At 61.1% G+C, this 11,488-nt stretch carries 13 protein-coding genes and 1 tRNA gene; 11 read left to right on the top strand and 3 right to left on the bottom strand.

Going from position 1 to position 11,488, the window contains the following annotated elements:
* Window positions 1–62: 62 nt before the first annotated feature.
* Window positions 63–935, top strand: coding sequence for a polyphosphate kinase 2 (gene ppk2 / locus J5M71_RS15075; RefSeq protein WP_207833178.1), 873 nt, complete (start codon window positions 63–65; stop codon window positions 933–935).
* A 56-nt stretch (window positions 936–991) separates the two neighbouring features.
* Here the strand turns inward: ppk2 and J5M71_RS15070 are convergent, their stop codons facing one another.
* Window positions 992–1,225, bottom strand: coding sequence for a hypothetical protein (locus J5M71_RS15070; RefSeq protein ID WP_207833169.1), 234 nt, complete (start codon window positions 1,223–1,225; stop codon window positions 992–994).
* Between the two features lie 239 nt (window positions 1,226–1,464).
* On the opposite strand from J5M71_RS15070, the gene J5M71_RS15065 reads away from it, so the two are divergent.
* On the top strand, window positions 1,465–1,908 hold the full coding sequence (locus J5M71_RS15065; protein WP_013970488.1) for a hypothetical protein: 444 nt from the start codon (window positions 1,465–1,467) through the stop codon (window positions 1,906–1,908).
* Window positions 1,909–2,087: 179 nt separating this feature from the next.
* Here J5M71_RS15065 and gabP read toward each other — a convergent pair whose 3' ends face one another.
* A complete protein-coding gene (gene gabP / locus J5M71_RS15060) occupies window positions 2,088–3,473 on the bottom strand; it encodes a GABA permease (RefSeq protein ID WP_013970487.1) in 1,386 nt (461 codons plus the stop codon).
* Window positions 3,474–4,137: 664 nt separating this feature from the next.
* Between gabP and J5M71_RS15055 the strand changes: the two genes are divergently transcribed.
* The 5 genes from J5M71_RS15055 to J5M71_RS15035 all read left to right on the top strand — a co-directional run bounded on the left by J5M71_RS15055 (window position 4,138) and on the right by J5M71_RS15035 (window position 8,447).
* Window positions 4,138–4,911: an ABC transporter ATP-binding protein gene (locus J5M71_RS15055; RefSeq protein ID WP_003257472.1), complete on the top strand. Its 774-nt coding sequence runs from the start codon at window positions 4,138–4,140 to the stop codon at window positions 4,909–4,911.
* An 11-nt stretch (window positions 4,912–4,922) separates the two neighbouring features.
* The gene (locus J5M71_RS15050) at window positions 4,923–5,678 is read left to right on the top strand and encodes an ABC transporter substrate-binding protein (protein WP_087501945.1); all 756 of its coding nucleotides are present in this window, start codon (window positions 4,923–4,925) and stop codon (window positions 5,676–5,678) included.
* 54 nt (window positions 5,679–5,732) lie between these two features.
* Window positions 5,733–6,425 (top strand): ABC transporter permease, encoded by a 693-nt coding sequence (locus tag J5M71_RS15045; RefSeq protein WP_063914487.1) that lies wholly within the window; start codon window positions 5,733–5,735, stop codon window positions 6,423–6,425.
* Entirely contained in the window at window positions 6,425–7,114 is a 690-nt protein-coding gene (locus J5M71_RS15040; RefSeq protein WP_063914486.1) for an ABC transporter permease, read from the top strand. Before J5M71_RS15045 ends, J5M71_RS15040 begins: the two co-directional genes overlap by 1 nt.
* Before the next feature lie 127 nt (window positions 7,115–7,241).
* Window positions 7,242–8,447, top strand: a complete 1,206-nt coding sequence (locus J5M71_RS15035) for a methyltransferase (RefSeq protein ID WP_207833168.1) — start codon at window positions 7,242–7,244, stop codon at window positions 8,445–8,447.
* A gap of 351 nt (window positions 8,448–8,798) precedes the next feature.
* Here the strand turns inward: J5M71_RS15035 and J5M71_RS15030 are convergent, their stop codons facing one another.
* A complete protein-coding gene (locus J5M71_RS15030; protein WP_207833166.1) occupies window positions 8,799–9,089 on the bottom strand; it encodes a DUF3077 domain-containing protein in 291 nt (96 codons plus the stop codon).
* A gap of 575 nt (window positions 9,090–9,664) precedes the next feature.
* On the opposite strand from J5M71_RS15030, the gene J5M71_RS15025 reads away from it, so the two are divergent.
* From J5M71_RS15025 to J5M71_RS15010, 4 genes are all read left to right on the top strand, one after another.
* Complete coding sequence (locus tag J5M71_RS15025; RefSeq protein WP_135003131.1) at window positions 9,665–9,913, top strand: hypothetical protein; 249 nt, start codon at window positions 9,665–9,667, stop codon at window positions 9,911–9,913.
* A gap of 98 nt (window positions 9,914–10,011) precedes the next feature.
* Window positions 10,012–10,087: transfer RNA gene (locus J5M71_RS15020), tRNA-Thr, on the top strand.
* 198 nt (window positions 10,088–10,285) lie between these two features.
* Window positions 10,286–10,867 carry a DUF6036 family nucleotidyltransferase gene (locus tag J5M71_RS15015; protein ID WP_207833164.1) on the top strand — a complete coding sequence of 194 codons (582 nt, stop codon included), beginning with the start codon at window positions 10,286–10,288 and terminating at the stop codon, window positions 10,865–10,867.
* Complete coding sequence (locus J5M71_RS15010; protein WP_243434199.1) at window positions 10,842–11,474, top strand: hypothetical protein; 633 nt, start codon at window positions 10,842–10,844, stop codon at window positions 11,472–11,474. The genes J5M71_RS15015 and J5M71_RS15010 overlap by 26 nt, the downstream gene beginning before the upstream one ends.
* Window positions 11,475–11,488: the final 14 nt, after the last annotated feature.

Genomic DNA, 11,488 nt, shown 5'->3' with positions numbered 1-11,488 from the left:
CCATTACCACAGCCCGCACGCGCCGCCCCCGCCAGCGCAAGCCGGAGCCGGCCATCACCAGCATCAGCCAGCAACCTGCGGCACTGGAAGTCGCCACCGCCCCCAAGGGCAGCAACGAAGACAGCACCTCGGCCCGCCTGCCGGCCAGCTACCCCTACCGCACCCGTATGCGTCGCCAGGACTACGAAAAGGCGAAGCACGCGCTGCAGATCGAGTTGCTGAAGGTACAGAGCTGGGTGAAGGAAACCGGCCAGCGCGTGGTGATCCTGTTCGAAGGGCGCGATGCCGCAGGCAAGGGCGGCACCATCAAGCGCTTCATGGAACACCTCAACCCTCGTGGTGCGCGCATCGTTGCCCTGGAAAAACCTTCCGAGCAGGAAAAAGGCCAGTGGTACTTCCAGCGCTACATCCAGCACCTGCCCACGGCGGGTGAAATGGTGTTCTTCGACCGCTCCTGGTACAACCGCGCCGGGGTCGAGAAGGTGATGGACTTCTGCACGCCCCTGCAGTACCTGGAATTCATGCGCCAGGCCCCGGACCTGGAGCGGATGCTGTGCAACAGCGGCATCCTGCTGTTCAAGTACTGGTTCTCGGTGAACCGCGAAGAGCAGCTGCGCCGCTTCATCTCGCGCCGGGACGACCCGCTCAAGCACTGGAAGCTGTCGCCAATCGACATCAAGTCGCTGGACAAGTGGGACGACTACACCGCTGCCAAGGAAGCGATGTTCTTCCATACCGACACGGCCGATGCGCCATGGACAGTGATCAAGTCCGATGACAAGAAGCGTGCGCGGATCAATTGCATCCGGCATTTCCTGCACGCGCTGGACTACCCGGGCAAGGACCCTCAGGTGGCACATGCACCCGACCCTCTGCTGGTAGGTCGGGCTTCACGCGGGTTCGAAGAAGACGAGGCACCCCAGCCAGCAGCCTGAAAACTCGACCCGCCTTCGACAGACACCGCAGCCCGAAGACGGGCTGCGGGCGAATCTTATTCGTCCTGCATGGAACGGAGATGCTCGAAGGCATCCTCGGTCATTTCGCCCAGATAGGAAACTCCGTGCAGTTTGAGTTCGAACTCACTGTCCTCTTTGCCTTTTTGAACAATCGCCTCAAGGTCAGCCTTGGTGATTGACTGCCGGTTGCATTTGGCGAACCCCGTCGAATAGAAAAGCTCACCCTCCCCGTCATAGCCGTACAGGGTCACAAGGTAGTAGTGCTTCATCGCTCTCTCCTTCAGCGCAACTGTGCGCATCTGCAAACGCCGATTTGGCGCAATGTCGAGCCGCCACCCGAACATGGGTGACAGCGGGAGAGACGTTACGCAGGCCGGCTGGCAGGCATAATCAGGAGGCATGTCCATGGCAGAACGCCCCAGCCTGCGTTGCCTAGGCACACGGCTTGGGTTTCTCGGGCAATTGCGCTTCAATACGCGCACTTTCAGACACACCCAAGGATTGCCCCATGGCCACCCCTACCAAGCAACAGAAACGCGCCAAACGCGCAGCCAGCAAGGCCAAGCAGAACCGCATGGTACGCAGCGGCCAGGCAGTCAAGGCCAGTGCCGGCGACAGCGCCAGCATCGAGCAGGTGTACAACAAGGCCATGGAGTCGGGCAGCTACGACCCGCTGTTCAAGAAAATGAAGGAAGCCCAGGAAGGCGGCCTGGTGCCGATGATCTCGGTGTTCCTGGTGGACCCGCTGCTGGCCCTGGTGCTCAAAGGGCACAAGGAAGAACACGCCACCGACTACATCGTGCTGGTGTTCAACGCCTACCGCAAATGGCTGGATGGGGCCGACGAAGAAGCCACCATGGCCTGGCTGGAAAGCGATGAGTTCCAGGCAGCCTACGTGGCCGCTTCGGAGCTGGTTGCCAAGCAGCAACAGCAGCAGAAGCAGTTTGGCTGACAGGGCCATGTGACCTGCCCCGCCCATTCGCGGGTAAACCCGCTCCCACAGGGATATCACCGCAATTGAGATATGTGGTGTACCTGTAGGAGCGGGTTTACCCGCGAAGAGGCCGGTACAGGCAATAAAAAGGCCGCGCCCTTCACAGGACGCGGCCTTTTCATTTCAGCCAGCGCGGATCAGTTATCCAGCGCCACCCGCCCGGCAGCTTCACGCTTGCGGTGCACCAGCAAGCCAGCCGCCACCACACCAATGCTCAGCAGTGCGGTCGCGATGATTTCGGCGCGGTGGTCCTCACGCAGCGCCATCACCACCAGAATGGCAATGATGAAGGCAATGGTCGCCCAGGTCAGGCCCGGGAACAGCCACATCTTGAAGGTGATCTTCTCGCCGCGGGCCTCACGCTGGGCACGCATGCGCAGCTGCGATACGGCAATCACCAGGTACACCAGCAGCGCAATGGCACCGGAACTGGCCAGCAGGAACTCGAATACCTGGGCCGGGGCCACGAAGTTGGCGAACACACAGAGGAACGCCGCAGCAGTGGACAGCAGAACCGCCACATGCGGGGTAGCCGACTTGGTGGTGCGCTGGGCAATGGCCGGGGCGTCACCACGCTTGCTCAGCGAGAACAGCATGCGCGACGAGGTGTACAGCGCAGAGTTCAGGCAGCTGGTCACGGCGATCAGCACGACGATGTCGACGATCAGCTTGGCATTCGGCACGCCGATGCGGCTCAGCACGGTCTGGTAGGAACCGGTCTCGGCCAGGGCCGGGTCGTTCCACGGTACCAGGGCCACGACCAGGAAGATCGACACCAGGTAGAACAGGCAGATACGCCAGATCACCGAGTTGGTGGCGCGGCTGATCTGCTTGCCCGGGTCCTTCGACTCGGCTGCGGCGATGGTAACGATTTCGGTACCCATGAACGAGAACATGGTGGTCAGCATGGCTGCCAGCACCGCGCCCAGGCCGTTAGGCATGAAGCCCTGGGTGTCGAACAGGTGGCTGGCACCGCTTACCTGGCTGCTCGGCACAAAGCCGAACAAGGCAGCACAACCCACAGCGATGAAGCCGATGATTGCCAGCACCTTGAGCAGGGCGAACCAGAACTCGAACTCACCGTAGTTCTTCACGCTGCACAGGTTGGTCAGGGTCAGCGCCAGGGTGATGACCAGGGAGAACGCCCACAGGTCAACCGCAGGGAACCAGGCATGCAGAATGGCCGCGGCGGCGTTGGCCTCCAGCGGAATGACCAGCACCCAGAACCACCAGTACAGCCAGCCAATGGTGAAACCGGCCCAGCGCCCGATGGCGCGGTCGGCATATGTAGAGAACGACCCGGTGTCAGGCGAGGCGACCGCCATTTCGCCCAACATGCGCATGACCAGCACGACCAGCGTACCGGCGGCAGCATAGGCTAGCAGCACGGCAGGGCCGGCAGCAGCGATGGCGTGGCCGGAGCCAACGAACAGACCGGCACCGATGACGCCAGCGATGGACAGCATGGTCACATGCCGTTGTTTGAGCCCCTGAGCGAGGTCATTGGAATTGTTACCGCTCATTAAAACTACCTTTGTAAGGAGTGGACCACGCCGACTGCGGGTACGGAGCGCGCCTGGGGTTGACCTGGGCGTCGCTGCAATCGGCGGTTTCCTACTGGCAATAAGCGCGCCATGTGCTGAATGCATTCGTCAGAAAAGTCGTCGGGCCTTTTAGTACGCGGTTTGGAGGGCTTTCGGCCAGTGGCTGACCGAAAGGCCGCCAAATCATCGGATTACTGAAATACCCACTTACAAATGCACCAAAGGTGCTCCCAGGTAACACCTGTGCACCACTGCAATGCCAAAAAGTGCAACCTACAGGTACAACCTCAAGACCTGGCCGCCCCCGTTCGCGGGCACGCCCACTCCCACAGGTCAGGTGCAACCATTTGGGCTTTTTAAAGAACCTGTGGGAGCGGGCGTGCCCGCGAAAGGTCTAAAACCGCTTCCATGAGCGGGCCAAAGCTGGCACCATCGCGCCTTTTTTCATCAAGGCTCTGGTGCTGGGCGACACCTTCGCGGACATCCGCGCGACGTTGCGCTGCAACGATGCGACAAACTGCCCCACCAGCGCCCCGAGTGCCCAGCGACCCTGTTGGCCGTCATAATGCCGCTATGCTAGCTTGGCGCACGCCAGGAAGGCCGCCAACAGCTGGGAACGCACCCGTACACATGAGGACCGCACATGGCTCAGGCCACGCCCGCGCTGGAAATCCGCAATCTGCACAAACGCTACGGCGAGCAGGAAATTCTCAAGGGCATTTCGCTGACCGCGCGCGACGGTGACGTGATCTCCATCCTGGGGTCGTCCGGCTCCGGCAAGTCCACCCTGCTGCGCTGCATCAACCTGCTCGAGAACCCGCACCAGGGCGAAATCCTGGTCGCCGGTGAAGCCCTCAAGCTCAAGGCCGCCAAGAACGGCGACCTGGTCGCCGCCGACAACCGCCAGATCAACCGCCTGCGCAGCGAGATCGGCTTCGTCTTCCAGAACTTCAACCTGTGGCCGCACATGTCGATCCTCGACAACATCATCGAGGCGCCACGCCGCGTGCTCGGCCAGAGCAAGGCCGAGGCCATCGAAGCCGCCGAAGCCCTGCTGAACAAGGTCGGCATCTACGACAAGCGCCACAGCTACCCCGCCCAGCTTTCCGGTGGCCAGCAACAGCGCGCCGCCATTGCCCGTACCCTGGCCATGAAGCCCAAGGTCATCCTGTTCGACGAGCCAACTTCGGCGCTCGACCCGGAAATGGTCCAGGAAGTGCTAAACGTTATCCGCGCATTGGCCGAAGAAGGCCGTACCATGCTGCTGGTGACGCACGAGATGAGCTTTGCCCGCCATGTGTCCAGTGAAGTCGTCTTCCTGCACCAAGGCCTGGTCGAAGAGCAGGGATCGCCGCAGCAGGTCTTCGAAAACCCGACCTCGGCGCGTTGCAAGCAATTCATGTCCAGCCACCGCTAACGGAGCAATACATGCACACTTACAAGAAGTTCCTCCTGGCAGCTGCTGCCACGCTGGTAATGTCGGCCAACGCCCTGGCCGCAGAAAAACTGCGCATGGGTATCGAAGCCGCCTACCCACCGTTCAACAACAAGGATGCCAGCGGTAACGTGGTCGGCTTCGACAAAGACATCGGCGACGCCCTGTGCGCCAAGATGAAAGTCGAGTGCTCGGTCGTCACCTCCGACTGGGACGGCATCATCCCGGCCCTGAACGCCAAGAAGTTCGACTTCCTGGTGTCGTCGCTGTCGATCACCGACGAGCGCAAGCAGGCGGTGGACTTCACCGAGCCGTACTACTCCAACAAGCTGCAGTTCATCGCGCCGAAAAACGCCGACTTCAAGACCGACAAGGCTTCGCTCAAGGGCAAGGTGATCGGCACCCAGCGCGCCACCCTGGCTGGCACCTGGCTTGAAGACAACTACGGTGACGACGTAGAGATCAAGCTGTACGACACCCAGGAAAACGCCTACCTCGACCTGGTTTCCGGCCGCATCGACGGCATCCTGGCCGACAAGTACGTGCAGTACGAGTGGCTGAAGAGCAAAGACGGCTCGAACTTCGAGTTCAAGGGCGAGCCGGTGATGGACAGCGACAAGATCGGCATTGCCGTGCGCAAGGGTGACACCAAGCTGCGCGACGACCTGAACAAGGCCCTGGCAGAAATCAAGGCCGACGGCACGTACAAGAAGATCAACGACAAGTACTTCCCGTTCAGCATCGAATGATCCGCCCCGACCGGCGCGCCCTTGCGGCGCGCCAGTCCCTAGAATGACCTGCCCATGAATATCGACCTGCACGGATTCGGTCCGGCCATGATGGCCGGCACCCTGATGACCGTAAAACTGGCGCTTTGCGCCTTGCTGCTGGGCCTGGTGCTGGGCCTGCTCGGCGCCCTGGCCAAGACTTCCTCGATCAAGCCGCTGCAATGGCTTGGCGGCTTCTACTCGACCCTGGTTCGCGGCGTGCCCGAACTGCTCTGGGTACTGCTTATCTATTTCGGCACCGTCGGGCTGATGAACGCCCTCGGCGAAGCCCTGAACCTGCCGGGCCTGGAGCTCAGCGCCTTCGCTGCTGGCGTGATTGCCCTGGGCCTGTGCTTCGGCGCCTATGCCACCGAAGTGTTCCGTGGCGCCATCCTGGCGATCCCCAAGGGCCACCGTGAAGCCGGCCTGGCACTGGGCCTGTCCAAGGGCCGCATCCTGTCGCGGATCATCCTGCCGCAGATGTGGCGCATCGCCCTGCCTGGCCTTGGCAACCTGTTCATGATCCTGATGAAAGACACCGCACTGGTGTCGGTGATCGGCCTGGAAGAAATCATGCGCCATGCTCAAATCGGCGTGACCGTGACCAAAGAGCCGTTCACCTTCTACATGGTCGCGGCCTGCATCTACCTGAGCCTGACCATCATTGCCATGACCGGCATGCACTTCATGGAAAAACGCGCCGCTCGCGGCTTTGCGAGGGCCGAATAATGAATTGGGAAGTCATCATCAAATGGCTGCCACGCCTGGCCCAGGGTGCGACCCTGACCCTGGAGCTGGTGGCCATCGCGGTAGTTGCCGGGTTGATCCTGGCCATCCCGCTGGGCATCGCCCGCTCCTCGCGCCACTGGTACGTGCGCGCCGTGCCGTTCAGCTACATCTTCTTCTTCCGTGGCACGCCGCTGCTGGTGCAGCTGTTCCTGGTCTACTACGGCCTGGCGCAGTTCGACATGGTGCGTTCGAGTTCGCTGTGGCCGTACCTGCGCGACCCGTTCTGGTGCACCGTGCTGACCATGACCCTGCATACCGCCGCCTACATCGCCGAGATCCTGCGCGGCGCGCTGCAGGCGATCCCCAAGGGCGAGATCGAGGCGGCACGGGCGTTGGGCATGTCGCGGGGCAAGACGCTGTTCTACATCATGCTGCCACGCGCCGCGCGCATCGGCCTGCCGGCGTACAGCAACGAAGTGATCCTGATGCTCAAGGCCAGCGCCCTGGCCAGTACCGTGACCCTGCTGGAACTGACCGGCATGGCCCGTACCATCATCGCCCGCACTTACCTGCCGGTAGAAATCTTCTTTGCCGCCGGGGTGTTCTACCTGGTGATCTCGTTCGTACTGGTGCAAGGCTTCAAGCTGCTGGAGCGCTGGTTGCGCGTGGATGCCTGCCAAGGCCGCTAGACCACCTAGCCTTCTTCGCGGGTAAACCCGCTCCCACAGAGACCCCACGGCCTTCAAGCTGTGCACTATACCTGTGGGAGCGGGTTCACCCGCGAAGAGGCCCTAAAACCCAACACACTTCCTCCCCATGCCCAACCACCTCCACAGCCCCCACCTAAGCACCCGCTTCCAGGCCCTCGACCAGTTCCTGATCGAGCACCAGCAGCTGTGGAAACCCCGCCCCTTCACCACCCTGCAACTGGCCTGGGAAGCCGCCCACCCCGAGCTTGCCGCCCACCTGCGCCAATGCTCCCTGGCAGACGCCGAAACCGATAACACCGCTGCCCCATTGCCTGCCCCGTTCCCGCAACTGGCCCAGCAAGCCCAACAGCTTTCGACCCTCGGCAACCTCCCGGCGACCGATCTACCCACCGCCGCGCACCGCCTCGACGTCGCCGTCCCCGGCCGCAAATGGCAGCAGATCGAAGCCTTCGCCAGCCACCTGGCCTTCCGCGAACCGCCCCGCCACTGGCTGGACTGGTGCTCCGGCAAAGGCCACCTGGGCCGCCGCCTGCTGCAACCCGGCCAGCAGCTGACCTGCCTGGAATACGACGCCGAGCTGGTCGCCGCCGGCCAGGCCCTGAGCACGCACCACCATTTGCCGGCGCAACATGTGCACCAGGATGTGATGGCCGATGACAGCGCCCGCCACCTGGCTGGCGACAAAAGCGTGGTCGCCCTGCATGCCTGTGGCGACCTGCATGTACGCCTGATGCAACTGGCCAGCCAGCAAGGTTGCCGGCAACTGGCCGTGGCGCCCTGCTGCTACAACCGCATCGCGGCGCAGCAATACCAGGCGTTATCCACAGTCGCCCAAGCCTCCAGCCTGCGGCTGTCACTGGACGACCTGGGCCTGCCCCTGAGCGAAACCGTTACCGCCGGTGCCCGCGTGCGGCGCCAGCGCGACACCTCGATGGCCAGGCGCCTGGGCTTCGACCTGCTGCAGCGCCAGCAACGCCAGACCGATGAGTACCTGCCGACACCGTCACTACCCGTAGCCTGGCTGGAGAAGCCCTTCGATCAGTACTGCCGCGACCTGGCCGAACTCAAGCAATTGCAGCTGACTGGCAACCCGGACTGGGCAGCCCTGGAAGCCGCCGGCTGGCAGCGCCTGGCCGAGGTCCGCAACCTGGAGCGTGTGCGCAACCTGTTCCGCCGGCCGCTGGAGCTGTGGTTGGTACTCGATCGCGCCCTGTTCCTCGAAGAACAAGGCTACAACGTGCGCCTTGGCCTGTTCTGCGACTATCCACTTACTCCGCGCAACCTGCTTATCCTTGCCGAACGCGACCGTTAGCCGCAGCACAACCTGTGGATAACTCTGTGAACAAGCTTGTGATTACCTGTTGGATCCAAGCGCTATTTCAAGCGCTTGGCTTATTCCGGCTTGCCCGTCAAGGCCAGTAAAAACAGGCGTTTGCGCAAAGACCGGCGGTGTAGCGCTCCGGCATGCCTTTCGCGCAAGTCGCCGATGCCACTTGTGCATAAACATTTCTTGTGGTTGGCGCAAGCATTGTTTGCGGGGCCTTTGTGGATTCTTTTTCTTGCTCAAAAATCTGCAGGTTTGCGCAGTTACTGTGGGAGCGGGCGTGCCCGCGAACACGGGCGAAGCCCGTGCCATGCAATGCCGTGCCCACTCCCACACCTTTCAATGCGCCTTGTTCTTGGCAATCTCGATATCGTTCATCAGCGCCTTGGCCATGTCGCACAGATAATCGGCGGCGCCCAGGAATTTATGGTCATCCTCCATATCCCCCTCGCGCACCAGGTGCTTGATGTAGCCCATCAGGATCGAGACATGCTCGTAGGCAGCATCGACGGGGACGCCGGGCTGTACGCGTAGCAGATTGAGGGATGGGTTGCCGGCTGCGAGGAAGGTTTCCACGCCTGCGGTGGTGATTGGCTTGGGGCTGCGGGGATCAGTATCGATCGTTTTCAATTTTCAAACTCCCTAGTTCAAAGGAGCTGCCGTGTTCATTCTTTCTCACGGAACAAAGGCGGCAACCGTGCACGAGGTGAGAAACCGAGTGAACATAGGAAGCTCGGCCAGACCAAGGTCTGCCCGCGCACGGTCGCCATTACGCAGCCGATACGTTCAAAATCGGGTTCTCACACCCGGTCGCCACAGCGACCCGAAAACGGTATCCGTGAGCCATTTCCCCGACAACAGCGATACTTCGGCGGCGCGCGTAGGATAGTTCCGAAGCCACCAAACCCTGAAGCTGTTAGCCCTAAAGTTCAGAATCTTCGTACAGCTGATGGCCCTTTCGCGGGTAAACCCGCTCCCACAGGAATCACACAAGGCTTGAGAACAGTGATATCCCTGTGGGAGCGGGTTTACCCGCGAAGAGGCCAGCACAGGCAACAAAAAGCTAAAGCCCCACCGCTGATCCCGCCCAACGGTGTATCATCCGCCCCCCAAATCATTAAAAAGTGACGTCGCGCGCTGCCCGCCAGCCCCGCGACCTTCTGGCGTTGCGCCAGAACCGACATGGACTAACGGACCCGACCATCGTGACCCAGACCAAGCCCCTCGCCCTGCTGACCCTCACCCTGGCCCTGACCGGCTGCGCCAGCGGCACCGCTCCCCACCCCAGCAGCAGCCTGGGTTGGAACCACCCCGGCATGCAGCTGGGCGGCGACAACGGCCTGCCCCTGCGCACCGAAAGCCCCTGCCGCAAGCGCGGCTGCGACAACGACAAGCTGTTCTTCAACCCGGGCAAAACCGAGCCAAGCGTCACCACCATCCACCGTGGCTGGTAGGAAAATTCTTCTTTTAGGTCGGTGACTTAGGTCATTTGCGAACATTCGCAACGAAGTGGTTTACAGGCGCCAACCGATCGTTATAATGACGCCCCATTGCCGGTATAGCTCAGATGGTAGAGCAACTGACTTGTAATCAGTAGGTCCCGGGTTCGATTCCTGGTGCCGGCACCATACGCAGTATCAAAAAAGGCTCACCGAAAGGTGGGCCTTTTTTGTTTTCGCCGCAGGTCCTCACCGAAATCGTCGGTGCTAACAGGCGCTGAAGGCATGCGCTACAGCCAGGGCTTTTTTGCAAAGCGATGTTTCAACGAAACAACTCTGGCGCCATCCGTGAGTAAAGTGCCCTGCCAACCTCAGGAGCCCTGCCTCATGCTGCACCTGCAAACCCCTTTGGCGCAGGCCGTGCGCCAGCTCTTCGACAGAGCCTTGCCTCTACTGGCTGGGCGGTGTTCGGGAACAGTCAAGATCTATGTCTTTGGCGGGTGCGCCTTGCACCTGCTGACGAATGCCCGGGGCAGTGCGGATATCGATGCGGAGATTCAGGCCAGCGAACACCTGCTCAGGGACGAGATCAAGGCAGTTTATGCCGCGCCAGAAGACTACGAGCAGGATGGTCTGGACCTGTCCGTGGTGTTCGACCAGCAATTCAACAATTCGCTATGCCCCTTGCATGAAGACTACGATGCGCGGGCAATCCCCCTTCCCGGCCAGGAGTCCTCTCCGTTACAGGTTTTCATCGCTCACCCGATCGATCTCGCCATTTCAAAACTCGGGAGATTCACCGAACGCGATCAGGATGACATCAATCTGCTTATCAGGTCAGGCAAGCTGAATCTCAAGGAATTTGATAGGCTTGCCAAGGAGGCAATCGACTATTACCCCTGTGATAGAAGCACCGTAACCAGCTGCCTGAGGTTGATTCTCGATGAAGCGCGAGAGTGGGGCCAGTAATACCAGTGAGGCGATGACTGTGCCCTCGAATACGGCGCATGGGGCCCGGCATTGCGACACCTCCCCGCTCGATTACTCGCTAGAAAAACTCTGGGCGCTTGTGTCCTCTGACATGCCCCCCTCTGATCAACATACCCGTCAGGCACTCGAGCACCTGGTCGTTCAAGCTACAAAAACCTCGCTGGACAAGCTCGACAAAGCCGTTGCCGAGACTTTCGCTCTCCTCTTCTGGTACAGAAACGAGGATATGCGCGAAGCACTGGAAAATCGCTTGAACATGCCAAGGCTCGCCCCCGTAAGGAAGCGGCGCCTGATGTATCTGGTTGACCGGCTTCGCCGTTTTCCATGCATGAAGCCGGAACAAGCCGAGCAGATGAAGAAGCTGGTCACCCGCTGGAAGGATCTGGCTCAAGATCTGAATGGCAAACAGGTAGAAAAAGCGCAAGCGGTAAACCGTTACGACAAGGTTGCTGCTATGTGGGGCGTGGCTGAGCCCGTATCCAGCCTGATGAGCCTGGTACTAGACCTGCAAACCCGGCACTTCGTAGATGCCCATCATCTGCCGAACGGCTATGCCCAGTTGGCAACGCGTCCCCCTCACCACTGATCCGGTAATGTTGG

Source organism: Pseudomonas sp. 43(2021), assembly GCF_017490805.1.
Classification (GTDB): domain Bacteria; phylum Pseudomonadota; class Gammaproteobacteria; order Pseudomonadales; family Pseudomonadaceae; genus Aquipseudomonas.
This window is presented reverse-complemented; position numbering and strand designations above follow the sequence as displayed.

Coding starts and splice junctions, on each gene's coding strand:
- J5M71_RS15070 (WP_207833169.1), bottom strand. CDS start 1,225: ATGAAGCACTACTACCTTGTGACCCTGTACGGCTATGACGGGGAGGGT.
- J5M71_RS15065 (WP_013970488.1), top strand. CDS start 1,465: ATGGCCACCCCTACCAAGCAACAGAAACGCGCCAAACGCGCAGCCAGC.
- gabP (WP_013970487.1), bottom strand. CDS start 3,473: ATGAGCGGTAACAATTCCAATGACCTCGCTCAGGGGCTCAAACAACGG.
- J5M71_RS15055 (WP_003257472.1), top strand. CDS start 4,138: ATGGCTCAGGCCACGCCCGCGCTGGAAATCCGCAATCTGCACAAACGC.
- J5M71_RS15050 (WP_087501945.1), top strand. CDS start 4,923: ATGCACACTTACAAGAAGTTCCTCCTGGCAGCTGCTGCCACGCTGGTA.
- J5M71_RS15045 (WP_063914487.1), top strand. CDS start 5,733: ATGAATATCGACCTGCACGGATTCGGTCCGGCCATGATGGCCGGCACC.
- J5M71_RS15040 (WP_063914486.1), top strand. CDS start 6,425: ATGAATTGGGAAGTCATCATCAAATGGCTGCCACGCCTGGCCCAGGGT.
- J5M71_RS15035 (WP_207833168.1), top strand. CDS start 7,242: ATGCCCAACCACCTCCACAGCCCCCACCTAAGCACCCGCTTCCAGGCC.
- J5M71_RS15015 (WP_207833164.1), top strand. CDS start 10,286: ATGCTGCACCTGCAAACCCCTTTGGCGCAGGCCGTGCGCCAGCTCTTC.
- J5M71_RS15010 (WP_243434199.1), top strand. CDS start 10,842: ATGAAGCGCGAGAGTGGGGCCAGTAATACCAGTGAGGCGATGACTGTG.